The sequence below is a fragment of the Caballeronia sp. NK8 genome (assembly GCF_018408855.1).
Lineage (GTDB): Bacteria > Pseudomonadota > Gammaproteobacteria > Burkholderiales > Burkholderiaceae > Caballeronia.
Genome location: NZ_AP024322.1, coordinates 943172 through 967933, shown reverse-complemented (window position 1 = coordinate 967933; position 24762 = coordinate 943172). Strand labels below are relative to the sequence as shown.

The window sequence follows — 24762 nt, the reverse complement described above, 5'->3', positions numbered from 1 at the left end:
TCGATGTTGGATCGAATGCCATGCGTGCCATTCGACTCCGACTTCAAGATGCCGACTCATTCGTTCATTTATCTCGCCTCGCAAAGCCCGCGCCGACAGGAGTTGCTCCGTCAGCTCGGCGTGCAGTACGAACTCCTCCTTCCCCGTCCCGATGAAGACGCCGAAGCGCTCGAAGCCGAGCTGCCAGGCGAAGCCGCCGATGCGTATGTCCTGCGCGTATGCGCGTTGAAGGCGCACGCGGCGCGCGCGCGGCTGCTTGCGGGCGGTCATGCGCCGGCGCCGGTTCTCGTCGCCGATACGACCGTGACCATCGACGGGCTGATTCTCGGCAAGCCGCAACACGAAGAAGACGCCGTCGCGATGCTCGAACGTCTCGCCGGGCGCGAGCACGAAGTGCTGACGGCGCTCGCCGTCGTCGATGCCGAAGGCGCGCTGCTCGAACCCGCGCTCTCGCGCTCGACGGTGCGCTTCGCATCGGCCGGTCGTGCTGCATTGCAGCGCTACGCGGCTTCGGGCGAGCCGCTCGGCAAGGCGGGCGCGTACGGCATACAAGGCCGCGCGGCCGAGTTCATCGAGCGAATCGACGGGTCCTATTCGGGTATCATGGGTTTGCCCCTTTGCGAAACCGCAGCCCTCTTGCGCGTGGCGCGCGTCGAATTCTAAACAGGCCATGAACGAAGAAATCCTGATCAACGTCACACCGCAGGAAAGCCGCGTCGCACTGGTTCAGCAAGGCGCCGTTCAGGAACTTCACGTCGAGCGCACGCTGTCGCGCGGACGCGTCGGCAACGTGTATCTCGGCAAGGTGGTCCGTGTGCTGCCGGGCATGCAGTCCGCGTTCATCGACATCGGGCTCGAGCGCGCCGCGTTTCTTCATGTCGCCGATATCTGGCATCCGCGCATCGCGGGCGAGCCGCATTCGTCGGCGCCGCATGTGCCGATCGAGAAGATCGTCTTCGAAGGTCAGTCGCTGATGGTGCAGGTCGTGAAGGACCCGATCGGCACGAAGGGCGCGCGGCTCTCGACGCAGGTGAGCATCGCGGGTCGGACGCTGGTTTATCTGCCGCAGGAGCCGCATATCGGCATCTCGCAGAAGATCGAGAGCGAAGCGGAGCGCGAGGCCGTGCGCGCGCGCCTGACCGCCGTGCTGCCCGCCGACGAGAAAGGCGGCTATATCGTGCGTACCATCGCCGAGGATGCGACGAGCGAGGAGCTCGCGGCGGATGTCGCGTATCTGCGCAAGACGTGGGCGACGATCGTCACGCAGGCGCAACGCGTGCCGCCCACCACGCTGCTTTATCAGGACCTGAATCTCGCGCAACGCGTGCTGCGCGATTTCGTCAACGACGAAACCACGCGCATACAGGTGGATTCGCGCGAGACGTATCAGATGCTCGCGGACTTCGCGGCGGAGTTCACGCCGGCGGTGGCTTCACGCCTGCATCATTACACCGGCGAGCGGCCGCTCTTCGACCTCTACAACATCGAGGCGGAGATTCAGCGGGCGCTGTCGCGGCGCGTCGATCTCAAGTCGGGCGGTTATCTGATGATCGACCAGACCGAAGCGATGACGACCATCGACGTCAATACGGGCGGTTATGTCGGCGCGCGCAATTTCGATGACACCATCTTCAAGACGAATCTCGAAGCAGCCCATACGATCGCGCGGCAACTGCGCCTGAGGAACCTGGGCGGGATCATCATCATCGACTTCATCGACATGGAGAATGTCGAGCATCGCGATCAGGTGCTGGGGGAACTGAAGAAGGCGTTGTCGAAGGATCGCACGCGCGTGACGGTCAATGGCTTCTCGCAGCTCGGGTTGGTCGAGATGACGAGAAAGCGCACGCGCGAATCGCTTGCACATGTGCTGTGCGAGCCTTGTCCAACGTGTGAGGGCAAGGGGCAGGTGAAGACGCCGCGCACGGTGTGTTATGACGTGCTGCGTGAAATCATGCGCGAGTCGCGGCAGTTCAATCCGCGCGAGTTTCGTGTGGTGGCTTCGCAGGAGGTGATCGATCTCTTTCTCGAGGAAGAGTCGCAGCATCTGGCGATGCTGATGGACTTCATCGGGAAGCCGGTTTCGTTGCAGGTGGAGAGTAATTTGAGTCAGGAGCAGTATGACATCGTGTTGATGTGAGGGACGCGGCGAAGCATTTCGCCGCGATCCTCACATCAAATGTTCGCATCCAGCCACGCAATCCGCCGCGTGAGCCAGCCCTTCAGATAATCGACCTCTCCCCGATACGAACCCTTAACCACAGGATTCGGCCAAAGCTTCGTCCCCAGAACCGGCCAGCGACGGAAGTTGCGCTGCGCCGCGCCGCTCGCTTCGATCGCCTGAGCGCTTTCGTCGATATACGCCGCCAGCGTGTCGATCTGCGACGCCTTCAACGCGTCCCACCGCGCCCGCACGCGCGTTTTGAACGTCGGATCGATCTGCTTCATGCGCGCGATCCACGGACCGTCGGCGACCCACCAGCCCTCGGGATATTGCGCGTCCGAATAGTTGACATTACCGGCGGCGAGATCGAAGTCCCACAACGGCCCGAACTTGAGCTTGCCGCCCGCGTCCTTGTACAGATAGATGCTCGCGAAACTTTTGGCGTCCTGATTCTTGAAGATCTCGTTGACCAGAAACCAGTCGATCAGGGAAGCGACATCGAAATACTGTTCGTAGCCCGTGGCGGCATCGGTCGCGTGATCCGAAAACAACGCATCTTCAGCCTTCTGAACATACTCCTTGATGTACGCAGTCTGCACCGCCGAAGCAGGATCGGGCGTATCGATGCACATCGGAAGCGCGTGCGTCGTGGTCCAGCAGACCGCCTCGTCCATCCGCGCATTGATCTCGACGATGAATCCGGTCTTCGCGGGCGCGGTCGTCTCGTCGCTATCGGCGATGTTCACGCGATTCTTGTCGGCGCGCACCGACTCGACCAGGTCGTACACGCCTTTGTACTCGCCATCGAGCGTCAGTTCGAGCGGCACGGCGCGCGGCGTCCATGCCATGCCGAAGCGCCTGCCGAGCTCGAACGCGGCGCGGTTGCGCAATAGCGTCTTGTCGAAGTAGTTGGCGAGCAGGATCCAGTTCTTGTCCTTCGGCATGCCGAGCAGACTGGCCTTGCTCTCGAGCTTGAGCCGGTAGGGTTTCTTGGGCTGATCCCAGGTGCTGTTGCCGTGGCCCTTGATCGTGGTCCGGCTCGAAAGCGTCGCCGTGCCATCGGCATCGGTGATGCCCAGATCCGCGCCGATATAGGTGTCCTTCGCGACGATCGGCGCACCGCCATCGGTCATGACCGACATCGCCGTGAAGGCGCCTGCGGCCGGTGGCGTCTTGGCCGCGATATCCACATCATCCGATATGGAATGATCCGAACCGCCGCCGCACGCCGCGAGACAGACGGCCAGAAGGACGGCCGCGCGCTTCACGCCGAAAACCATGCGCCGGCCGCTTTTTGCATCAACTTCGAACTGCATCATGCTTCGCTTACTCTTCCAATGATTGCTCCCCCGGAATGGGGGACGCGAATCATAGCGAAGCTTGCAGACCGGCTATTGCTGCTATCTCACAATCAACCGGGATCGCGCGGCTGGAGGATCACGCCGCCTGCTGCTGATACTGAATCCGATGCAAATGTGCATACAGGCCGCCTTTGCGCAACAACTCCGCGTGGCTGCCCTGCTCCGCGATCTTCCCCGTCTCCATCACGAGGATGCGGTCCGCGCGTTCGATGGTCGACAGACGATGCGCGATGACGAGCGTCGTGCGCCCCTTCATCAGCGTTTCGAGCGCAGCCTGCACGTGGCGCTCCGATTCCGAATCCAGCGCCGAGGTCGCTTCGTCGAGAATCAGGATCGGCGCGTCCTTGTAGATCGCGCGCGCGATCGCGAGACGCTGACGCTGACCGCCCGACAGCCGCATGCCATTGCCGCCGATCAGCGTATCGATGCCTTCGGGCAAGGTCGCCACCATATCCGACAGATTCGCCGCCGCGAGCGCCGACATCACGCGCTCGCGTTCCGGCGTCTGCCCGTATGCGACGTTCGCCGCGATCGTATCGTTGAAGAGCACGACGTCTTGGCTGACCATCGCGAGCTGGCCGCGCAGGTCGTGCAGGTTGTAGTCGGTGATCGGCACGCCGTCGACCAGCACCTGACCGTCGCGCGGATCGAAGAAGCGCGGCAGCAGATTCACGAGCGTGGTCTTGCCGCTGCCCGACGGCCCCGCGAGCGCGACCATCTCGCCCGGCGCGACCTTGAACGACACGCGATCGAGCGTCGGACGGTCGATCGAGCCGTAGCTGAAGGTGACATCGCGGAATTCGACCTCGCCGCGCGCGCGCGGCAGACGCCGCCCGCCGCCTTCGGGCTCCGCGGGCTCGTCGATCAGGCCGAAGATCAGCTCCGCCGCCGTCATGCCGCGCTGCAAGGGCTGGTTGATGTCGATCAGATGCTTGAGCGGCGAGATCACGAGCAGCATCGACGTGACGAACGCGACGAAGCCGCCGACCGTCGTCTGGTCGTTCGCCGACTGCACGACCGCGATCGTGATGACGATGGCGAGCGCGATCGACGCGAGAAACTGCGTGAGCGGCTGCGCGAGGCCGCCCGACACCTGCATGCGCATCGCGTAGCCGCGCAGGCGATGGCTCATCTCGGTGAAGCGGCCGGTCTCGTACGGCTCGCCGTTATGCACCTTCACGACCTTGTAGCCGCCAACCGTCTCCTCGACGATATACGACAGCTCGTTGGTCAGGGTCTGATGCTCGCGGTTCAGGCGCCGCAGCCGCCGGTTGATCTTGCTGACGAGCCAGCCGATAGCCGGCAGAATCACCGCGACGATCAGCGTGAGGCGCCAGTTGAGGATGAACAGATAGCCGAGCAGAAACACGACCGTGAGCGAGTCGCGCACGAGCGTGACGACGACGCTCTGCAGCACGCTCAGGATCTGATTCACCTCGAAGACGATCGCGTTGATGATCGTGCTCGCGGTTTCGCGCTGGAAGAAGCCCGCGCTCGTATGGATCATGCGATGGAACATCTCGAGCCGCAGTTGCAGCAGGATCTTGTTCGTCACGTACGAAAGAAAATAGCCCGATGCGTACTGCGCCGAGCCGCGCAGAAGCGCGAGCCCGATGACCGCGGCCGGCACGAGCCATTTCGCGTGATCGCTGCTCTTCGAGCCGAAGCCGTGGTCGAGCAGCGGTTTGAGCAGCATCGGAATGCCTGCTTCGGTCGCGGCGACGATGCCCATCGTCAACAGGCCGAGCAGCACCATGCCCATGAGCGGCCGGATATACGGCCATAGCCGCCGCATGACGGCCATCGGCGAGCTGCTTTCCACGCCGCCGATCGGTTTGCGCAAACTTGCTTCGTTGTTCAAGAGCATATCTCCACTTGGCCCGGCGCCTGACTCATGTGTCGCGCGGCGTTTGTTGCTGTTGTCATCCGCCGGAACGGCCGTTTCGACGATCAGCCGATCGACGCGCGGCCCGGCTTGCCTTGCGGCGGGCGCGCGTCATGTGTGATGACCGCGAGCAACACGGCCCAGAGGAGCGCGATGAGCGCGGTGCTCATCACCACCGTGAACACGTCGATGCTCAAACCGAAGATGATAACCGACCCCGACACCGCGATTCCGCAATAAGCGGCCGTCGATACATCGCGGTGAGGCGATTTCCGATGGCGCACGAAATACACGAGCGGCCCGCAATAGACCAGCGCGAGACAGACGACGCCCACCGCGCCCAGTTCAGAGATCGTCGAAAAGAACTCGCTGTGTGCGCGCTGATTGACGATGTACGCCGGCGCCTCGCCCTTGTTCGCCATATCCTTGAGGGACGCCTCCAGATGCCCCTTGCCGACGCCCGTCAGCGGATGCGCCTCGAACAGGTGGATCGAGGCGCGCCACAGCTGCAGGCGCGCACCGATGGAACTGTACGCCGACGAGCCTTCCGACAGGCGCACGATGTCCGAGCGCGTCGCCATCACGCGCTCGCGGCCGAGCGGCGATGCGAGCAGGGCCGATATCGCCAGCACCGCGACGATCGACGCGGCAAGCCAGTGGCGGCGCTGCCTGATCCAGCCGAAATTCAGCGAGCAGAGCGCGAGAAAGAGCGGAATCGCGAGCCATCCGCCGCGCGTGCCCGACAGATACGAGGCGTAGACGCCGCCCGCGAGGCCCAGCAGCTTGAGCGCGATGCCGAGGCGCTTCAGCAGCGCGTTGGGATAATCGTCCCAGCGTATCGTCATCACGGAGAGAAAACCGAGCAGCAAAGCGGTGTTGCCGTACGGGATCGGATTCGTGTAGTCGTTGCCGAGGCGGTTGAGATCGTTGATCGTCGTATGGAGGTTGGTGTCCACGGCCCAGGCGCCCGCACCGATCGCACCGAGCGCGCAGCCCCAGCCGAGCGCCTTCAGATGGCGGATCGGAACATTCACGAGCAGCAGAAAAATCGGCAGGCTCAGCGCGAGACGCGACAGGCCGTCGAACTCGCGCGGCAGATAATAACCGTCGATGGCCTGTTGCAGCGGCAAATACACCATGAAGCACATCATGCCCACGGTGTACCAGGGATAAGCGGTGACGAGCAGACTGACCTTGAGCCGGAACGGCTTGCTGAATCCGGCGAACAGCGCGACGGCGAGCAACACGAAAAAGCAGTAACCGGTTCCGCCCCGTACGACGAGCGTGGTCGCAGGCGCCAGCAAGACCATGCTGGCGATCAAATAACGCAAAAATTTTTCCAAATCGATGAACCTGAATGGGTTCGACCGGCCGGTCCGGTCGCGCGCCCCGAAAACCCGCGATATTATAGCCGTTGCCGCCTGGCACGCTCTTCGCTCACGGAACGCTCGACCCGCGGCCGGGAAGGCGCGCCGGGCTATCCATGCGTTGTGAATCCGAGATGCCAGCGACACATCAAACAGGGCCGGACGCACCGCTCGCCAGCCTGATGCTCATCACATTCAACCAGCACGAAACCGTCGCCGACGCGATTCGTGGCGCGCTGGCGCAGACTTGGCCATCGCTCGAAATCCTGATTTCGGACGATGCCTCCGCCGACGACACCTTTGCCGTCGCCGAACGCTGCGTGCGCGATTACCACGGCCCGCACACCGTGCGGCTCTACCGCAACGAGCAGAACCTCGGCATCAGCGCGCATCTGAGCGCGCTCGCGGCGCGCGCGTCGGGCGAGATGCTGTTCATCGCGGCGGGCGACGATATCTCCACGCCGCAGCGCGTCGAGCGCGTGATGCGCGACTGGATCGCGAGCGGCAAGCGTTACGACCTCGTCGCGTCGGACCTGCAGGACATCGATTCCGACGGCCAGGCGCACGGCGTGTTGCGCGTGACCGACCTCGACGACTACCACAGCTTCGAGGACTGGTCCGCCAACCGGCCGCACGTGGTCGGCGCGGCGCACGCCTGGGCGCGGCGTCTCTTCGAGGAATTCGGGCCGATCGCGCCCGGCATCTACGGCGAAGATCAGATCATGACGTTTCGCGCGATCATGACCCGGGGCGCCCATACGCTGCACGAACCGCTCGTGCAGTACCGGCGCGGCGGGCTGTCGAGAAAACGGAAATGGCGCACGCCGGAAGATTTCGTCGCGCGCATCAAGCTCGCGAACATCAACGGCACGGGCGAGACGCGCCAGCTCGTGAGCGATGCCGGGAAAGTGGGTGTCGGCGGACAGATGCGCGCCCTGCTCGCCCGCAAATCCGCGCGCGAAACGTATGTGAGCGAGGTGTTCGGCGAGGCCCCGCTCGGGCGCAAGGTCGCGCTCCTTTTCACATCGAAGGACGTGGACTTCGGCTTTCGCGTCAAGATGTTCGTCTATGCGACGTGTCCGTGGCTGCTCTCGCCATTCTTCTTCGTGAAATGGCATCTGCGCGGATGAGCGCGCCGACAGAACAACAACGCATCAGCGCCGCTCGAAAGGCTCCATGAACGCTCCGACTCTTGGCATCGCCCTCATCACCCATAACGCGGCCGCGCGGCTCGCGCAATGCCTGCAGGCCGTGTCCTTCGCCGACGAAATCGTCGTCGTCGACGGCGGCAGCACCGATGCGACCGTGGGCATCGCCGAGGCGCATCGCGCGCGCGTGATCGAGGCGCGCGACTGGCCGGGCTTCGGGCCGCAGAAAAACCGCGCGCTCGATGCGCTCTCGACCGACTGGGTGCTTTCCATCGATGCCGACGAGATCGTGTCGCCGGAACTGGCGGCTGCGATCCGCGCGGCGATCACCGATCCGCAGGCGGACGTGTACGCGGTCGATCGCCTGTCGAGTTTCTGCGGCGTGTGGGTGAAGCACAGCGGCTGGTATCCGGACTGGATTCCGCGCCTGTTCCGGCGCGGCACGGCGCGCTTCTCACCTGATCTGGTGCACGAGCGGCTGGTGCTGTCGACCGGCAAGCCCGTCGTGCGCCTGTCCGGCAAGCTGATGCACTACTCCTACGAGGATTTCGAAGCGGTGCTGCGCAAGCTGGACGCGTATTCGACGGCCGGCGCCCAACAACGGCACGCGGCCGGCAAGCGCGGCAGCTTCGGCATCGCGCTCACGCGCGGCGCCTGGGCGTTCGTGCGGACCTATGTGCTGCGGCGCGGGTTCCTCGACGGCAAGGCCGGCTTCATGATCGCGGTGTTCAACGCGCAGACGGTCTATTACCGTTTCCTGAAGCTCGCGCATCTGAACGACGTGCGCTGAGGCGTCTCAGCGTTTCTGATTGATGTCGCCCGCGAGATCGAGCAATGCGCGAACGTGCGAATCGACGCTCGTGTCATAGCGCACGGCATCGCCCGATACGCGTGGCGCGGCGCGGCGCGTATCGATGGCGTCGAGCACCGTGCGGCGCAGATCGTCGGCGTCGCCCGATCTGAAGACGTGCTTCGCGTGATCGGCGATTGCATCGCAGCAGCCGATGCACGCCGGAAAGATCACCGGCGTGCCGCACATCACCGACTCGATGCCGACCAGCCCGAACGGCTCGTAGCTCGACGCGAGAATCGTGAAATCCGCCGCGCGATACGCGTCTTCGATGTTCTTCGCATAGCCGACATAGCGCACGTTCGCCGCGGGCTTGTCCGGCGCGCGCCCCGCCACCGCGACGACCACGTTCATCCCGGCGAGCGCCTTCTCGATCAGCGGCAAGCCCTTGCGCACATGGCTGCTCGACGGAAACAGCAGCACGGTTTCATTGGGTTTGAAGCCGAACTGCTCGCGCAGACGCGCGCGCGCGGTGGCATCGACCGGCGAGAAGCGCGCGCCGTCGACGGGCGGATACAGCACGCGGATTTTCCGGACGTCGACGCCGTACAACGCGCGCAGTTCGTCGCTCATCATGTCCGAATGCGCGACGATCACCTTCGCGCCAGCGTACTGACGACGCTCCAGCGCGATCTGGCGCGTGTCCGAGCGCTTCTCGCGCCGCCCGGTCGCGCGCAGAAAGCCGATGTGCGTGCCGCCGCAAATGGCAATTTCCGAACCTTCCACGCGATTGCAGCCGATGAGCACATCGACCTTCGCGCGTTTGCGCGCGCGCTTGAGCGCCCACGAGAAATACGCATCGCGCAGCTTGCCCGGCAGAAACGACACCTTGATGCGATGCGGTTCGATCAACCTGCTTTCGGGCAGCGACAGATCGATCTTGCGCGCGAAGAACGCGGGCTTTTGCTTGCCGTCGAAACCCGCGGCGGCGAGGCCGCGCACGAGGTCCATCGCGTAGCGCTCGAGGCCGCCCGAATGCTTCAGCGCATTCGCCGAGATGCCGATACGCATCAGTAGACGATTTCGATCGCGCTGCCCGCGAATTCGCCGCGCAGCGCCGTGATGAGGTCGTCGGTGGGCTTGACGCGCCACGCGTCGCCGAGGCGCACTTCGCCTTCGGCATGCTCGCTGCGATAGACGATGCTCACGTTCAGGCCGTTCGGAATCGGCGCGGCTTGACGCGAGCGGCCGTTCTCGCGCGCCGGAGCCGGCGGCGGCGCTTCCTGCGCGCCCGCCGCATGCGCTTCGAGCACACGGCGCAGACGCATAGAGTCAGCATTGCCGTTCATCTCGACCTTCACGGACTGCGCGTAGCGGCTGCGCGCGCGTTCGAGGTCCATCGCCGTATCGACAGTGAAGCGGATGCCGCCGGTGAACGCGTCGTTGCGCGCCTGCCCCTGCACGACGAGCAGCTCGTCTTCCTTGAAGAGCGCCTTGTTCGCTTCGAACTGTTCGTTGAACACGGTGACTTCGCACTGGCCGCTGCCGTCGTCGAGATTGACGATCAGCATCTTGCCGCGCTGGGTCATTTGCGTGCGCATCGCCGAAATCACGCCTGCAACCAGCTTGTCGCGTCCTTCCTTCAGTTCGCCGATTTTCTGGCGCACGAAGCGGCGCACTTCGCCCTTGTAGGCATCGAACAGATGCCCGGACAGATAGAAGCCGAGCGCGGTCTTCTCTTCCTGCAGACGCTTCTTGTCCGACCACTCGGCTTCGTCGACGTATTCGTGTTTGGCGAGCGGCGCGTCGCCCATGTCGAAGAGGCCGGCCTGCATCGCGTTGGCGGCGGCCTGATCGGCGGCTTCCATCGCGAGCGGCACCGAGGCCAGCAACTGCGCGCGATTCGCATGCAGCGTGTCGAACGCGCCGGAGCGAATCAACGCCTCGACCGTGCGACGGTTCACGACACGACGGTCGATGCGTTCGCAGAAGTCGAACAGATCGACGAACGGACCGTCCTCGCGCGCGCGCAGGATTTCCTCGATCGCGTTCTGGCCGCTGCCCTTCACCGCGCCGAGGCCATAGCGAATGGTCTTCGAGCGCGTGCCATCGGCCTGCGCGACCGGCTCGAAACGATATGCCGACTGATTGATGTCCGGCGGCAGCACCTTCATGCCATTGCCGATGCAGTCCTCGAACAGGATCTTCACCTTGTCGGTGTCGTCCATGGCGAGCGACATGTTGGCCGCCATGAATTCCGCCGGATGATGCGCCTTCAGCCACGCCGTGTGATAGGCGAGCAACGCATACGCCGCCGCGTGCGACTTGTTGAAGCCGTAGCCCGCGAACTTCTCCATCAGGTCGAAGGTTTCGTCCGCCTTCGCGCGCGTGAGGCCGTTCTTCGCCGCGCCTTCCGCGAAGATCTCGCGATGCTCGGCCATTTCTTCGGGCTTCTTCTTGCCCATCGCGCGACGCAGCAAGTCCGCGCCGCCGAGCGAGTAGCCGCCGATGATCTGCGCCATCTGCATCACCTGCTCCTGGTAGACCATGATGCCGTAGGTCTCTTTCAGGACGGGCTCGACGCGCGGGTCCGGATACTCGACGATCTCGCGTCCGTGCTTGCGCGCGCAGAAGCTCGGGATCAGGTCCATCGGACCCGGACGATACAGCGCCACCAGCGCGATGATGTCTTCGAAGCGGTCCGGCTGAGCGTCCTTCAGCATGCCCTGCATGCCGCGGCTTTCAAGCTGGAACACGGCGACGGTGTTGGCTTTCTTCAGAATCGAGAACGAGGCCGGATCGTCGAGCGGCACCTGCGCGAGATTCCAGTCCTGCTTCGACGGATCGAGGCGGCGGATATAGCGCTCGGCCCAGTCGAGAATCGTGAGCGTGGTCAGACCCAGAAAGTCGAACTTCACGAGGCCGACGGCTTCGACATCGTCCTTGTCGTACTGACTGACGACGCCGCCGTCTTCGCCCTGCGTATAGAGCGGGCAGAAATCCGTGAGCTTGCCCGGCGCGATCAGCACGCCGCCCGCGTGCATGCCGACGTTACGCGTCAGCCCTTCCACGCGTTGCGCGAGTTCGAGCAGCTGATGCACTTCGTCTTCGGAATCGAAGCGCTCCTGCAGCGTCGGCTCTTCCTTCATCGCGTCCGCGATGGTCACGTGCTTGCCCGGCTTGAACGGAATCAGCTTCGCGACGCCGTCCGTGAACATGTAGCCGAGATCGAGCACGCGGCCGATGTCGCGCACCGCGGCCTTCGCGGCCATCGTGCCGAAGGTCGCGATCTGCGAGACCGCGTCGGCGCCGTACTTGCCCTTCACATACTGGATGACTCGATCGCGCCCTTCCTGACAGAAGTCGATGTCGAAGTCGGGCATCGACACGCGTTCCGGATTCAGGAAGCGCTCGAACAGCAGGTTGTAGCGCAGCGGGTCGAGATCCGTGATGCCGAGCGCGTAAGCGACGAGCGAGCCCGCGCCCGAACCGCGGCCCGGACCGACCGGCACGCCGTTGTTCTTCGCCCACATGATGAAGTCGGCGACGATCAGGAAGTAGCCCGGAAAGCCCATCTTGATGATGGTGCCGCACTCGAAGTTCAGACGCGCGTAGTACGTCTCGCGCTGCGCTGCGCGTTCGGTCTCATCGGGATAGAGCTGCTGCAGGCGAACTTCGAGCCCTTCCTTCGACAACTGGATGAGATAGTCGTCGAGCGACATGCCATCGGGCGTAGGGAACAGCGGCAGCTTCGGCTTGCCGAGTTCGAGCGTTAGATTGCAGCGCTTCGCGATCTCGACGGTGTTCGCGAGCGCCGACGGAATGTCCGCGAAGAGCGCGCACATTTCGTCCTGCGTGCGGAAGTACTGATCCGTCGTGAAGCGCTTCTGACGGCGCGGATTCGCGAGGATATCGCCTTCGGAAATACACACGCGCGCTTCGTGCGCGGTGTAGTCGTCCGCCGTCATGAACTGCAGCGGATGCGTGGCGACAACGGGCAGCTTCAGTTTCGCGGCCAGCGCGACGGCTTCCTGAATGTACCCCTGCTCGCCCGGCTGACCCGCGCGCTGCAACTCGATATAGAACGCGTTCGGAAAGAGCCTGGCCCAGCGTTCGGCATTGCGCTGCGCACTGGCCGCATTGCCCGCCGCGAGCGCCATGCCGATATCGCCCGTCTGCGCGCCCGAAAGCGCGAGCAACCCTTCAGCCAGACCGCCTTCGAGCCATTCGACCATCACCTCGGCGCGGCCGCGATACTGATTCGTCAGCCACGCCCGGCTCAGCAGTTCGCACAGATTGAGATAGCCCTGTTTGTCGCGCACGAGCAGGAGCAGGCGCGAAGGCTTGTCGCGGTCGTCGGGATTGGTGATCCAGACGTCGCAGCCGGCGATGGGTTTCACGCCCTTGCCGCGCGCTTCCTTGTAGAAGCGCACCAGACCGAATGCGTTGCCGAGATCGGTCAGCGCGAGTGCGCCTTGCCCGTCTTTTGCGGCAGCCTTGACGACGTCGTCCAGTCGCACGATGCCGTCGGCGATCGAGAATTCGGAGTGGACGCGGAGATGAACGAAGCGGGGATCTGACATGGCGGTATTGTACATGCGGGCTTTCGCGAAGACGGCGGCTCCGGCGCGCGCTGGCCGAACGGATAAGGCCCACGCGCGCTGCGCAAATTGCGCAGGCGCAAGGGCCGGCGACGCGCCGCCGCGAATCGGGCGAGGACGCGTGCCGTTTGCGGGATAATACGTGTTTCGTGCCGGATGTTTATCCGCACTTTTTACCCGTTACAGCCGTCAGGCGCATCATCCGATCATGAGCATTCTGAACCTCTCCGCCTACAAATTCGTCACCATCGAAGACGGCCCCGCGTGGCGGCCGCTCGTCGCCGAACGCTGCAACGCGCTCGGGCTGAAGGGCACGATTCTGCTGGCGCCGGAGGGCATCAACCTTTTCATCGCCGGGCCGGTTGCCGAAGTCCGCGAATTCATCGACTACATTCATGCCGACGCGCTTTTCGGCGGCCGCTTCGCCGATCTGCAATTCAAGGAAAGCCTCTCCGCGAAGCAGCCGTTTCGCCGCATGCTGGTCAAACTGAAGCGCGAAATCATCACGATGAAAAAGCCCGCGATCAAGCCGGAACTCGGCCGCGCGCCTTCCGTCGATGCTCCCACGCTCAAGAGCTGGCTCGACCGCGGCCACGACGACGAAGGCCGTCCGGTCGTGATGCTCGACACGCGCAACGCGTTCGAAGTCGATGTCGGCACGTTCGACAATGCCCTCGATTACCGCATCACGAAATTCAGCGAGTTTCCGCAGGTGATCGAGCAGAATCGCGCGGACATGGAAGGCAAGACCGTCGTGTCGTTCTGCACGGGCGGTATTCGCTGTGAAAAGGCCGCGATTCACATGAAGGAAGTGGGCATCGAGCACGTTTATCAGCTCGAAGGCGGCATTCTGAAGTATTTCGAGGAAGTGGGCGGCGCGCATTACAACGGCGAGTGCTTCGTGTTCGATTACCGCACGGCGCTCGATCCGAACCTGCAGCCGACCGCGACGGCCCAGTGCTTCGGCTGCCGCGCGGTGGTCAGCGAGGAAGATCAGCAGTCGCCGTTCTACAAGCCGGGCGAGACGTGCCCGGCGTGCCATCCGGACGCCATCGGTCAGGCGGCGTAACCGTATTCGATGACCTATCGCGGCCGCTTCGCGCCCTCGCCCACCGGACCGCTGCACGCGGGCTCGCTCGTCAGCGCGCTCGCGAGTTTTCTCGATGCGCGCGCGCACGGCGGACGCTGGATCGTGCGGATCGAAGACGTCGATACGCCGCGCAGCGTGCCCCGCGCCGCCGATGACATCCTCGCGACGCTCGCGCACTTCGGCATGCATTCGGACGAGCCGCCGGTCTGGCAAAGCGAGCGCGGCGCGGCCTACGCGGCGGCGTTCGAGCGTCTCCAGCAAACGGGCCTGATCTATCCGTGCGGCTGCACGCGGCGCGAAATCGCCGATTCGCTCGTTCACGCGCATGCGCGTCATGCGACGCTCGCGTATCCGGGCACGTGCCGCGATGGCCTGCACGGCAAGCCCGCGCGCGCATGGCGTCTGCGCGTGCCGGACGAAGACGCGGCGCGCATTGGTTTTGTCGATCGCTGGCAGGGGCCGCAGACGCAGGATCTCGCGACCGAAGTCGGCGATTTCGCGCTGAAGCGCGCGGACGGACTGTGGGCTTATCAACTCGCCGTGGTCGTCGATGACGCCGACGCCGCGATCACGGACGTCGTGCGCGGCGCCGATTTGCTCGATTCGACCGCGCGGCAGATCTATCTCCAGCAGTGCCTGGGCGTACCGACGCCGGCTTATCTGCACGTGCCGGTCGTGAACAACTCCATCGGCGAAAAACTCAGCAAGCAGACGGGTGCCGCGCCGCTCGACCGCAACGCGCCGCTCGATGCGCTCGCCGAGGCGGCGCGGCATCTGGATATCAATGTGCCGGCGCATTCGATCGAAGCGTTCTACAGCGCCGCGACGACAGAATGGGCGAAGCGCTTCGGGCACTGAATCCTTTTTCCAGACACAAAAAAGGCAGCCACACGGGCTGCCTTTTTCACATCGGCATCTTGGAGATCAAGACGATTTGCGCGGCATGCCCAAACCGCCGAGCAACGCCGCGAGCGGCTGCTTCGGCCCGCTCTTGCGTTCCGGCTCGACCGTTTCCTCGTGACGCTTCATCGCCGACGGCGACGGCTCGTAAGGCTTCAGGAAAAACTCGTCGACGGGCTGCTGACGGCCGCGCGGACGGTCGTGCGAGCCCGTCGCACGGCGACGCGAACCCGCTTCCTCACGCGGCGCATGGCGATGCTCGCCGCGCTCCGGACGGCCGAAGCGCTCGTCGCGGCGCAGCGGCGCCGAACCGTCGCGATGCACGCGCGTCGCGACCACGAGTTGCTCGACTTCCAGCGGACGCTTGATGAGCTTTTCGATATCGGCAAGCTGCTTGCGCTCGTTCGCGCTGCACAGCGACAGCGCGTCGCCGGATGCGCCCGCGCGTCCCGTGCGGCCGATGCGGTGCACGTAATCTTCCGCGTTGAACGGCAGATCGAAGTTGATGACCGCCGGCAATTCGGCGATATCGAGACCGCGCGCGGCCACGTCCGTCGCGACGAGCGCCTCGACCTCGCCGCGCTTGAACGCGTCGAGCGCCTGCATGCGTTCGCTCTGCGAGCGGTCGCCGTGAATCGCCGTCGCGATGATGCCATCGCGCTCCAGCACCCGCGCGAGCCGGCTCGCGCCGATCTTGCTGTTGCAGAACACGATCACCTGCTTCAGTTGGCGCTCGCGAATCAGCTGCGCGACCGCGCCGGACTTGTCGCTCTCGTGCACCTCGAAAACGATCTGGCGCACGTTGGTAGCGGTCGAATTGCTGCGCGCGACTTCGATCGTCTGCGGATCGCGCAAGTAGGTGGCTGCGAGCTTCTTGATTTCGGGCGAAAAAGTAGCCGAGAACAGCAGCGTCTGGCGCTCCTTCGGCAACAGATTCAGGATGCGCTGCAGGTCGGGCAGAAAGCCCATGTCCAGCATGCGGTCAGCTTCGTCGAGCACGAGCATCTGCACCTGGCCGAGATTGACCGTCTTCTGCTGGACGTGATCGAGCAGTCGCCCGGGCGTCGCGATCAGGATTTCGACGCCGCGGCGCAGCGCGTCGGACTGCGGATTCATGTCGACGCCGCCGAACACGACGGTGCTACGCAACGGCGTGTGCTTCGAGTAGGTCTGCACGTTGGCGGCGACCTGATCGGCGAGTTCGCGCGTCGGCGTGAGCATCAGCGCGCGCACCGGATGGCGCGCCGGCGACGCGCTCGTGTTCGCCGACGGCAGCAGGCGCTGGATGATCGGCAGCGAGAAACTCGCGGTCTTGCCGGTGCCGGTCTGCGCGGCGCCCATGACATCGCGGCCCGCGAGGACGACCGGGATCGCCTGCGCCTGGATCGGCGTGGGTATGGTGTAGCCGGACTCGCTCACCGCTTTCAGGATGTCGGCGGACAATCCGAACTGGTCGAACGTCGGCGCGGCGGCCTGTGCGGTGGACGTGTTCATGGCGACGGAATCAGACATGGTGACTATATGTGCTTTCGCTAAAGTGCCGCGCTGCGGCGCGCGCGTGAAAAATCGGGCGGCGGTCGGGTGGTTCGGTCGATCGTCGCGATCGCTTGCTTGAACGGATGGGTTTCGTTGGCGCACGCGGCGCATCGGTCAGGCGCCACATGCGCGTGGACCAGGCGGCCGGTTCATCGAGCCTCGGTCGCCCGCTCACTGGCCCGCTCATTTGACTCGCTTCGGTTCGCGAGCCCGCGCGCCGATGGAACACGGTTTCGATGACGCCTTCATGGCACGCATCGCTCGTTCTGGTCGAGCGGCGGCTCGCTCGAGGTCCCGCATGCCGTTCGCCGCTCAAGCCGGCAGCGAACGGCGACACCGGGAAAAATCCGCGATTCGGCCCGGCGGTGACGCTCACTGCCGGAAAGCCGCACATTGTAGCACCGAGCGCCGGGACGCCCCCCGCCGCGCGAAAGCGCGTCCCGGACCAGATGCCAGCACGCGGCGCGCCTACTTCTTGCGCGCCTCGCAATCCGCAAGCAGCGGCGGGGAATCCTTCGCGGCCATTTCGTCGTAGAGATTGGCCTGCGGGCCCTTGGTCCACCACGTGTATTGATCGGCGACGTATCTGGCGCCCGATCCCGCGAGCACGTTCACGAACAGCAGTTTGCGCCCGTCGACGGTCAGCGCCGCGAAACTCTGATGGTTGCGCGTGTTCGTGTACTGAACGGACACGCTCTTGCCGTCCTTGCAGTCGTAGCGCGTGGTTTGCGTCGACGCGGTCTGGATCTGCGGCACGGTGAGAGGCATCGCCAGCGCGGCCTGCGCACCGAGCGACGCGAGCGTAACGGCGAGAAGTCGTTTCATCATCTTGTTCTCGAATCGTTGGATGTCGGCGCGACGTCGCAGTTCACGGATCGATCACCTCGGCGCACGCATCGGTCGGCGCGGCCGCGACGTGGCCGACGACCGGCACGATCTTCAGCCCCGCCGACGCGATCCGGCATGGCGCCGCCGCGAGGCCGCAGCCCGACAGGCAGAAGGACGCCGCGACGAGCACGGCCAGCACTTTCCATTTCACGTTCTTACTCCCGCCGGCGCCCGCGCGCCGGTTACCTGGCCGTCACCGGCCTGACTTTCGACGCCGCGAGCTTGGCGCGTTCGCGGGCTTCGTCGGTGTCGACGCCCGTCGCGAGTGCGACGCCCATGCGGCGCTTCGCGAAGCTCTCCGGTTTGCCGAACAGCCGCAGATCCGCACCCGGCACGGCGAGCGCGTCTGCCACGCCCTCGAACGCGATGCCCGCCTCGTCCAGACCGCCGTAGATCACAGCGGACGCACCCGGCTCGCGCAACGAGGTATCGACGGGCAAGCCGAGGATGGCGCGCGCGTGCAGTTCGAATTCCGAGAAGCGCTGCGTCGCGAGCGTGACGAGACCGGTATCGTGCGGGCGCGGGCTCACTTCCGAGAACCACACGTCGTCGCCGCGCACGAACAGCTCGACGCCGAAAAGTCCCCGTCCGCCGAGCGCGGTCGTCACCTTTGCGGCGACATCGCGCGCTTTCGCGAGCGCCGCGGGGCTCATCGCCTGCGGCTGCCACGATTCGACGTAATCGCCCGCAACCTGAACGTGCCCGATCGGATCGCAGAAATACGTCTGCGTCTCGCCGCTCGCGGGGTCCGCCGCGCGCACGGTCAGCTGCGTGATTTCGTATTCAAAGTCGATGAAGCCCTCGACGATCACGCGCCCGTGATTCACGCGCCCGCCCGCCATCGCGTAATTCCAGGCGGGTTCGACGTCGGCGTCGCTTTTCAGCACCGATTGTCCCTTGCCCGACGACGACATCACCGGCTTCACGACACACGGAAAACCAATCCGTGCGATCGCCGCCTTCATCTCGTCGAGCGACTGCGCGAACGCGTACGGCGAAGTCGGCAGACCGAGCTCCTCGGCGGCGAGACGCCGGATGCCTTCGCGATTCATCGTGAGTTGCGTGGCGCGGGCGGTCGGGATGACGGTGGCAAGCCCTGCCGCTTCGATCCCGGCGAGCGCGTCGGTGGCGATCGCTTCGATCTCCGGCACGATCAGATGCGGCTGTTCTTTTTCGACGAGCGCGCGCAGCGCGGCGGCGTCGGTCATGTCGATCACGTGCGCGCGATGTGCGACCTGATGCCCCGGCGCGTTCGCATAGCGATCCACGGCGATCACCTCGACGCCCAGCCGCTGCAGCGCGATGATCACTTCCTTGCCGAGTTCGCCCGCGCCGAGCAGCATCACGCGCGTGGCGTTGGAAGAAAGCGGCGTGCCGATGCGGGTGGCGCCGGCGCGGAGTGGATCGGTCTGCATAAGTGCTCCAGAATCGGATCGGAAAGCGGCTGAATTGGGCGCGATGTTAACACGCAGCGCGGCGCGCAACACTTTGCCATCCGGTCTATTGACAGCGTGCTCACAGACGGTATTGACACACGAATGCACTTCGGAATTCCCCGGCGCGATCAAGAGCGAAATCCGCGTTCCGGCCACTTTGCTGCTCATTTTGTTGCACACGGGTGCTAGACAAACTGTAGGACGCGTGCGATACCCTTACGGTTTCGCCAGCTTCAGGATCATCGATGCCCACGCACTTCCTTCGCGCGTCCGCTTCTTCTTCGCGTTCGCCGCGCTCATCGTCGCTGGTCTCGCGCGCGTGCGCGCTGCTCGTGGTAGCGAGCGTCGTCGCCGGTTGCGCGATGCCGAGACATCCCGACGCCAGCGCGCCGCCCGCCGATCCTTATAATCCCGCCGCCACGCAATTGCTCGACGATACGCACTGGACCCTCACCAGCTGGACCGACGCGAGCGGCCAGCCGCGCGCCGTGCCGCACGCCGATGAGAACGGCGCGAAGCCGCTCACGCTCGATTTCTCGACCGCGAACGGCCGGCGCCAGGCCAGCGGCTACTCGGGCTGCAATCGCTTCAGCGGCGCCTATGACCTGAAGGACGGCAAGCTCAGCTTCGGCCCGCTCGCCGGTACGCGCATGGCGTGCGTATCCGGCGCGGGCGCCGCGCTGGAACGCCCGTATCTCGATGCACTCGCGCATATCGCGAAAAGCGGCGTGCAGATGCTGCCGCCGCAAGCGCTGCAACTGACGCTCGACGACGGTCAGGTCCTCACCTTTGCGCCGCGCGCGAAGTGAACGTCCCGGCGCGCGAGGGCGCGCCGCAAGCTTCGTCGAAAAGAGGTGTTGCGTAGTTGCGGCAGGCGCGTTGCGGCCGCACGGCACCCCGCGCCACCCGTTAAACTGCTCGATCGAACCGTCCGGCCCGCAGCCGAAATCGGCGCGTCCGGGCAGCAGTCTCATTCGTTTCACACAACATTGATTCAATCTCAAGCATGCACATGGTAGTTCTCGGCTGGTTCGGTGCATCCGTGGTCTGGTTTCTTCCGCTCTTCTGGCGCGTCGTCAAACTGGCGCTGCCGGGCGGCAGCGGGGTGCGCGGCCCCGGCACCATCCGCCTCTGGCTCGGCTTTATTGCCGTGCTGCTCGCAAGCTGCACGCTCGAAGGCGTGCTCGCGGGCTCGTTCGAAACGCAGGCGAACATCAATCGCGGCGGACGCGCACTCGCCTCCGCGCTGAGCGGCATTGCGCATCCGGGCGGCGCGGGCGCGATCGCGGCCATCGTGCTCGCGATCTTCCTGCCCTGGCTCGTCGAGTTCAGCTGGCGTTCGGTGCTTGCGTGGGCCGATGAAGCATTCGGCTTCGGCTTGCCACAACCTTGGCTCGCGCCGCGCGAGCGCGACAGCGAGCCCCGGCAGAGCGCCGCCAGCCGCGACAAATCCGTCGGCTGGTTCGAGCGTCGCGCCCGCGCGAAGGCGTCGCGCGAATCGCAGGAACGTGGTCTTCGCGCCGAGCGTTTCGATGCGTCGCTGCCCCGCACGTCGCCCGAGGAGCCGACGCTCGGCCTCCCGACCGGTCCCCGCAGCAGCCGCTATCAGCGGCCGACCGCGTGGCGGCCACCCGCGCAAGCCAAGAGCGCCGCCAGCCGCACCGTGGCGGCCGCCGCGAGCGCCGTCGCCACCGCCGAGGCTTACGCCAAACGCCCCGCTTTCGAGGCTGCCGGCGTCGCGCGTCCGTTGACGCAGACGGAGCCGGTCGCGCCTGTGGGCTGGTCGAACCTGTCTGCGTCATCGGCGAATCGCGACGCGCGCGCGCAGTTTGCGCCGCGTCAGGCATCCTCGTTCGAGCCGTCGGGCTCGGGCTTGCGCGCGTCCGTCGCCGCCGACAAACCGCGCGCGCCGACCGCGACGCCGACGCCCAGCGCGCCGCGCATGGATCGCCCGCGCAGTCCGGTGACGTCGATGCCCGCGCAACGGATGTCGGGCGTGGCGAGCGCGTCGACATCGGTCGCGGTGGGTGTGAGCGCCGCTCGCAAACCGCCGCTGCCGCAGGCGCCGCAGGGCTTCAGACGCGCGCCGGTGCGCCCGGCCGTGAACCCCGCCACGCGCGAGTTCACGCCCGTGCCGCTCGACGCGCCCGCCTTCTCGCGCCCGGCCGCGCCGCCCGGACCGCCCGCGGCGCCGCCCGCAGCGGAAGCGATTCAGGCGACGCTGCGCTCCATCGAGGAAAAGGCCGCGATGTGGACATCGCTCGCCGGCGCCAGTCTCGCTCGCGGACATGTTGCGATGGCGCGCGCCGGACAACCCGCCGTTCAACCGGGCATGGAGACGTCGGAGCCGTTGACCGCCGATGAACCCACGCCGGCCATCGTCGAAGCGGAGCATGAAGCGCTCGTGCAGCCAGAGACGCCAGCGCCGGTCGAGATCGCGGAAACCGAGGAACGCATCGAGACGCCGCTGATCGATGCTCACGCAATCGCGCCGACGCTCGTCGAGCCGCCGCCGCTGTTCGACATGCGCCTGCCGGAACCATCGGCACCCGATATCGCGCCGATCGAGCTGGCTGTGCCAGCGGCACGCGAAACGATCATCGAGGAAATCCCGGCGCAAGAACCGGAGCCCGCGCACTTCGACACGCCGTCCGCACCGCGAGCATCAGAACCGGAAACCGACTTGCGCGACATGGTGCAGACGCCACCGTGGCTGGACGCCCTCGATTCGAACAGCGACGAACACGAGCCCCCTGCCCCGCCGCTTCTGCACATCGTCGATGAAGCGCCGTCGCCAAGGCCGGAGGTCGAGGAAGAAGAATTCGCGTCGCCATCGAACATCGTGCGCTTTCCGGTCATGGTCAGCGCGCCTCAGCCGGCCACGACACCGCCCTCCCCGCCCGAACCGCGCGCTCCGGTGCGCGGCTCCGCGCCGACCGAATTCGAGTTCCACGCGCCGCATGCATCGGCGGTTGAATTGCCGACGCTCGATCTGCTCGAACCCGCGTCCGGCGAGATCGAGCCGGTCTCCGAGGAGCGCCTGATGGAAACCGGTCAGCTTATCGAGCAGCGTCTGCAGGAATTCAAGGTGCCGGTGACGGTGGTCGGCGCGTCGGCGGGTCCGGTCATCACGCGCTTTGAGGTCGAGCCGGCGCTCGGCGTGCGCGGCAGCCAGATCGTCGGGCTGATGAAGGATCTGTCGCGCGGTCTCGGCCTCACGTCGATCCGCGTCGTCGAGACGATTCCCGGCAAGACCTGCATGGGCCTCGAACTGCCGAACGCGAAGCGCCAGATGATCCGCCTCTCCGAGATCCTGGAGGACGACGTCTATCGCAACTCGAAGTCGAATCTGACCATCGCGATGGGCAAGGACATCGTCGGCAATCCGGTCGTGACGGATCTGGCGAAGGCGCCGCACATGCTCGTCGCGGGCACGACGGGCTCGGGCAAGTCGGTCGCGATCAACGCGATGATCCTCTCGCTGCTCTACAAGGCGAAGCCCGAGGACGTGCGCCTCATCATGATCGACCCGAAGATGCTGGAGCTGTCCGTCTACGAAGGCATTCCGCATCTGCTCGCGCCGGTCGTGACGGACATGAAGCTCGCGTCGAACGCGCTCAACTGGTGCGTCGGCGAAATGGAGAAGCGTTACCGGTTGATGTCGGCGGTCGGCGTGCGCAATCTGCAGGGCTTCAACCAGAAGATCCGCAACACCGAGGCCGCGGGCAAGAAGCTTACGAACCCGTTCTCGCTCACGCCCGATGCGCCCGAGCCGCTCGCGACGCTGCCGCTCATCGTCGTGGTCATCGACGAGCTGGCCGACCTGATGATGGTCGCGGGCAAGCAGATCGAGCAGTTGATCGCGCGGCTCGCGCAGAAAGCGCGCGCGGCCGGCATCCACCTGATTCTCGCGACGCAGCGGCCGTCGGTGGACGTGATCACCGGTCTCATCAAGGCGAACATTCCGACGCGCGTGGCGTTCCAGGTGTCGTCGAAGATCGATTCGCGCACGATTCTCGACCAGATGGGCGCGGAGTCGCTGCTCGGCGCGGGCGATATGCTGTTCCTGCCGCCGGGCACAGGCTACCCGCAGCGCGTGCACGGTGCGTTCGTCGCGGACGACGAAGTGCACCGCGTGGTCGAGTATCTGAAGCAGTTCGGCGAGCCGGAGTACGAGGAAGGCATTCTGTCCGGGCCGACGTCCGAAGGCGGCACGCAGGACCTGTTCGGCGATTCGCCCGACGCCGAAGCCGATCCGCTCTACGACGAAGCCGTGGCGTTCGTCGTGCGTACGCGGCGCGCGTCGATATCGTCGGTGCAGCGGCAGTTGCGCATCGGCTATAACCGCGCGGCGCGCCTCGTCGAGCAGATGGAAAGCGCGGGCCTGGTCTCGTCGATGAGCAACAACGGCAACCGCGAAGTGCTCGCGCCGCCCGGCCCGGCGGAGTGACGGCTACCAGAGCCGCAGGCGGCGCAGCAGAAAGATCGTGATGGCGGCGCACCCCGCCATCACGCCGATCACGACCCAGAACGAAACCGGATCGTGCGTGCCCGGCAAGCCCGCCACGTTCATGCCGAAGATGCCCGTCACGAGCGTGGCGGGCAACAGCAACGCGGACATGATCGCGAGCCACAGCAGCTTGCGGTTGATATCCTCCGAAAGCGCCGCGGCGATTTCATCCTGCAACAGCTTCGCGCGTTCGTAGAGCCCTTCCAGACCGCCGCCGAGTCCATTCAGCACCTGTATCGCCTGCACGAGCGCTTCCATCGAGCGCGGCTCGGCCCATTCCAGCCTGCGCAACACGAGCTGCGTCAGCGCGTTGCGCTCGGGATCGATGAAGCGTTTCACCTCCACGATACGCCGCCTCACGTCGCCCAGCAGCGCGCGGCATTTCGAATGCCCGCCCTCCAGCACGCTTTCCTCGACGTCGTCGAGACAGTCGCCGATTTCATCGATGCGGTCCGCGAAGGTATCGTTCAGCGCGCGAATGAGGCCCGCGAAGAGATCGACGGTATCGCGGAAGATCGCGCCTTCGAGCACGGCGTGACGCAGCCGGTCGGTCGATTGCAGCGGCCGCGCGCGCACGGTGATCATGCGGTGCCGGTCGACGTAAAAGCGCAGCGCGCCGGTCGCGCGGTTCGCCTCGCGCGCGCCGGGCGCGGCGGCATCCGGCGTCTTCGCGACGAGTTCCAGATCCGCGACCACGCCATACACGAAGTTCGACCCGATATGCACGCGCGGGCGCTTGTCCTCGCCGTTGAGAAACTCGCGCGCGACATCCGGCATCGAGGTGACGCCTTCGAGCCAGCCTTCGACGGTGTCGTCGTTCGCGGACAGATGCAGCCACGTCGGGCCATCGCCCGCGACGGACGCGCGCGCTTCGTCCCACGAAAGCCGCAGCGCCTCGCCGCCCGCGAAGCCGAATGCGCTGATGAATCCCGGCGGCGCGCTCTCGTCGCGCTTGAGCGGGCGTTCGGGCGCGCCGAACGTGCGAGTCGTGTTCAATCTTGCGTTCCCTGCCATTACCTTTCGATTTCCTCAGTACACCTTTCAGTCGGATGCGGCAGCAAAGGCGCATCGGACATGCATCGTACT

18 protein-coding genes are annotated in these 24762 nt (G+C 65.4%); 8 read left to right on the top strand and 10 right to left on the bottom strand.

What is annotated here, in order from left to right; translation table 11 throughout:
- The first annotated feature begins 48 nt into the window (after window positions 1-48).
- Both NK8_RS04565 and rng read left to right on the top strand, forming a co-directional pair.
- On the top strand, window positions 49-663 hold the full coding sequence (locus NK8_RS04565) for a nucleoside triphosphate pyrophosphatase (protein ID WP_162066782.1): 615 nt from the start codon (window positions 49-51) through the stop codon (window positions 661-663).
- Between the two features lie 7 nt (window positions 664-670).
- Window positions 671-2140, top strand: a complete 1470-nt coding sequence (gene rng, locus NK8_RS04560) for a ribonuclease G (RefSeq protein WP_213227707.1) — start codon at window positions 671-673, stop codon at window positions 2138-2140.
- Window positions 2141-2175: 35 nt separating this feature from the next.
- Here rng and NK8_RS04555 read toward each other — a convergent pair whose 3' ends face one another.
- The 3 genes from NK8_RS04555 to NK8_RS04545 form a co-directional block, all read right to left on the bottom strand.
- On the bottom strand, window positions 2176-3483 hold the full coding sequence (locus tag NK8_RS04555; protein WP_213227705.1) for a CotH kinase family protein: 1308 nt from the start codon (window positions 3481-3483) through the stop codon (window positions 2176-2178).
- A gap of 118 nt (window positions 3484-3601) precedes the next feature.
- On the bottom strand, window positions 3602-5386 hold the full coding sequence (msbA, locus tag NK8_RS04550; protein ID WP_162065269.1) for a lipid A export permease/ATP-binding protein MsbA: 1785 nt from the start codon (window positions 5384-5386) through the stop codon (window positions 3602-3604).
- A gap of 89 nt (window positions 5387-5475) precedes the next feature.
- Window positions 5476-6741, bottom strand: coding sequence for an O-antigen ligase (locus tag NK8_RS04545; RefSeq protein WP_225936203.1), 1266 nt, complete (start codon window positions 6739-6741; stop codon window positions 5476-5478).
- Window positions 6742-6911: 170 nt separating this feature from the next.
- Between NK8_RS04545 and NK8_RS04540 the strand changes: the two genes are divergently transcribed.
- Both NK8_RS04540 and NK8_RS04535 read left to right on the top strand, forming a co-directional pair.
- Window positions 6912-7907 (top strand): glycosyltransferase, encoded by a 996-nt coding sequence (locus tag NK8_RS04540; RefSeq protein WP_225936202.1) that lies wholly within the window; start codon window positions 6912-6914, stop codon window positions 7905-7907.
- A gap of 46 nt (window positions 7908-7953) precedes the next feature.
- Entirely contained in the window at window positions 7954-8715 is a 762-nt protein-coding gene (locus NK8_RS04535) for a glycosyltransferase family 2 protein (RefSeq protein WP_213227699.1), read from the top strand.
- A 6-nt stretch (window positions 8716-8721) separates the two neighbouring features.
- On the opposite strand, the gene NK8_RS04530 is transcribed toward NK8_RS04535, so the two are convergent.
- A complete protein-coding gene (locus NK8_RS04530) occupies window positions 8722-9786 on the bottom strand; it encodes a glycosyltransferase family 4 protein (RefSeq protein ID WP_213227697.1) in 1065 nt (354 codons plus the stop codon).
- The gene (gene dnaE, locus NK8_RS04525; protein WP_225936201.1) at window positions 9786-13298 is read right to left on the bottom strand and encodes a DNA polymerase III subunit alpha; all 3513 of its coding nucleotides are present in this window, start codon (window positions 13296-13298) and stop codon (window positions 9786-9788) included. The genes NK8_RS04530 and dnaE overlap by 1 nt, the downstream gene beginning before the upstream one ends.
- 226 nt (window positions 13299-13524) lie before the next feature.
- On the opposite strand from dnaE, the gene NK8_RS04520 reads away from it, so the two are divergent.
- Window positions 13525-14385: a sulfurtransferase gene (locus NK8_RS04520; protein WP_162065263.1), complete on the top strand. Its 861-nt coding sequence runs from the start codon at window positions 13525-13527 to the stop codon at window positions 14383-14385.
- A gap of 9 nt (window positions 14386-14394) precedes the next feature.
- Window positions 14395-15264 carry a tRNA glutamyl-Q(34) synthetase GluQRS gene (gene gluQRS / locus NK8_RS04515; protein WP_213227693.1) on the top strand — a complete coding sequence of 290 codons (870 nt, stop codon included), beginning with the start codon at window positions 14395-14397 and terminating at the stop codon, window positions 15262-15264.
- A gap of 66 nt (window positions 15265-15330) precedes the next feature.
- Here the strand turns inward: gluQRS and NK8_RS04510 are convergent, their stop codons facing one another.
- The 4 genes from NK8_RS04510 to purT all read right to left on the bottom strand — a co-directional run bounded on the left by NK8_RS04510 (window position 15331) and on the right by purT (window position 19145).
- Window positions 15331-16818, bottom strand: coding sequence for a DEAD/DEAH box helicase (locus NK8_RS04510; RefSeq protein ID WP_213227691.1), 1488 nt, complete (start codon window positions 16816-16818; stop codon window positions 15331-15333).
- 492 nt (window positions 16819-17310) lie between these two features.
- Window positions 17311-17667, bottom strand: a complete 357-nt coding sequence (locus tag NK8_RS04505; RefSeq protein ID WP_213228483.1) for an MliC family protein — start codon at window positions 17665-17667, stop codon at window positions 17311-17313.
- 43 nt (window positions 17668-17710) lie between these two features.
- Window positions 17711-17881, bottom strand: coding sequence for a DUF6726 family protein (locus tag NK8_RS04500; RefSeq protein WP_213227689.1), 171 nt, complete (start codon window positions 17879-17881; stop codon window positions 17711-17713).
- A 31-nt stretch (window positions 17882-17912) separates the two neighbouring features.
- Window positions 17913-19145: a formate-dependent phosphoribosylglycinamide formyltransferase gene (purT, locus tag NK8_RS04495; RefSeq protein WP_213227687.1), complete on the bottom strand. Its 1233-nt coding sequence runs from the start codon at window positions 19143-19145 to the stop codon at window positions 17913-17915.
- Between the two features lie 266 nt (window positions 19146-19411).
- On the opposite strand from purT, the gene NK8_RS04490 reads away from it, so the two are divergent.
- Together NK8_RS04490 and NK8_RS04485 are read left to right on the top strand one after the other, a co-directional pair.
- Complete coding sequence (locus NK8_RS04490; RefSeq protein WP_213227685.1) at window positions 19412-19975, top strand: META domain-containing protein; 564 nt, start codon at window positions 19412-19414, stop codon at window positions 19973-19975.
- Between the two features lie 197 nt (window positions 19976-20172).
- Window positions 20173-23616, top strand: a complete 3444-nt coding sequence (locus tag NK8_RS04485) for a DNA translocase FtsK (RefSeq protein WP_213227683.1) — start codon at window positions 20173-20175, stop codon at window positions 23614-23616.
- 3 nt (window positions 23617-23619) lie between these two features.
- On the opposite strand, the gene NK8_RS04480 is transcribed toward NK8_RS04485, so the two are convergent.
- The gene (locus NK8_RS04480) at window positions 23620-24672 is read right to left on the bottom strand and encodes a transporter (RefSeq protein ID WP_225936200.1); all 1053 of its coding nucleotides are present in this window, start codon (window positions 24670-24672) and stop codon (window positions 23620-23622) included.
- Between the last annotated feature and the right edge of the window lie 90 nt (window positions 24673-24762).

Excerpts from the sequence above, each read along its gene's own strand:
- gluQRS (WP_213227693.1), top strand. The coding sequence starts at position 14,395 with ATGACCTATCGCGGCCGCTTCGCGCCCTCGCCCACCGGACCGCTGCAC.
- dnaE (WP_225936201.1), bottom strand. The coding sequence starts at position 13,298 with ATGTCAGATCCCCGCTTCGTTCATCTCCGCGTCCACTCCGAATTCTCG.
- NK8_RS04490 (WP_213227685.1), top strand. The coding sequence starts at position 19,412 with ATGCCCACGCACTTCCTTCGCGCGTCCGCTTCTTCTTCGCGTTCGCCG.
- rng (WP_213227707.1), top strand. The coding sequence starts at position 671 with ATGAACGAAGAAATCCTGATCAACGTCACACCGCAGGAAAGCCGCGTC.
- NK8_RS04520 (WP_162065263.1), top strand. The coding sequence starts at position 13,525 with ATGAGCATTCTGAACCTCTCCGCCTACAAATTCGTCACCATCGAAGAC.
- NK8_RS04510 (WP_213227691.1), bottom strand. The coding sequence starts at position 16,818 with ATGTCTGATTCCGTCGCCATGAACACGTCCACCGCACAGGCCGCCGCG.
- NK8_RS04540 (WP_225936202.1), top strand. The coding sequence starts at position 6,912 with ATGCCAGCGACACATCAAACAGGGCCGGACGCACCGCTCGCCAGCCTG.
- NK8_RS04535 (WP_213227699.1), top strand. The coding sequence starts at position 7,954 with ATGAACGCTCCGACTCTTGGCATCGCCCTCATCACCCATAACGCGGCC.
- purT (WP_213227687.1), bottom strand. The coding sequence starts at position 19,145 with ATGCAGACCGATCCACTCCGCGCCGGCGCCACCCGCATCGGCACGCCG.
- NK8_RS04555 (WP_213227705.1), bottom strand. The coding sequence starts at position 3,483 with ATGATGCAGTTCGAAGTTGATGCAAAAAGCGGCCGGCGCATGGTTTTC.
- NK8_RS04505 (WP_213228483.1), bottom strand. The coding sequence starts at position 17,667 with ATGAAACGACTTCTCGCCGTTACGCTCGCGTCGCTCGGTGCGCAGGCC.
- NK8_RS04530 (WP_213227697.1), bottom strand. The coding sequence starts at position 9,786 with ATGCGTATCGGCATCTCGGCGAATGCGCTGAAGCATTCGGGCGGCCTC.
- NK8_RS04565 (WP_162066782.1), top strand. The coding sequence starts at position 49 with ATGCCGACTCATTCGTTCATTTATCTCGCCTCGCAAAGCCCGCGCCGA.
- NK8_RS04485 (WP_213227683.1), top strand. The coding sequence starts at position 20,173 with ATGCACATGGTAGTTCTCGGCTGGTTCGGTGCATCCGTGGTCTGGTTT.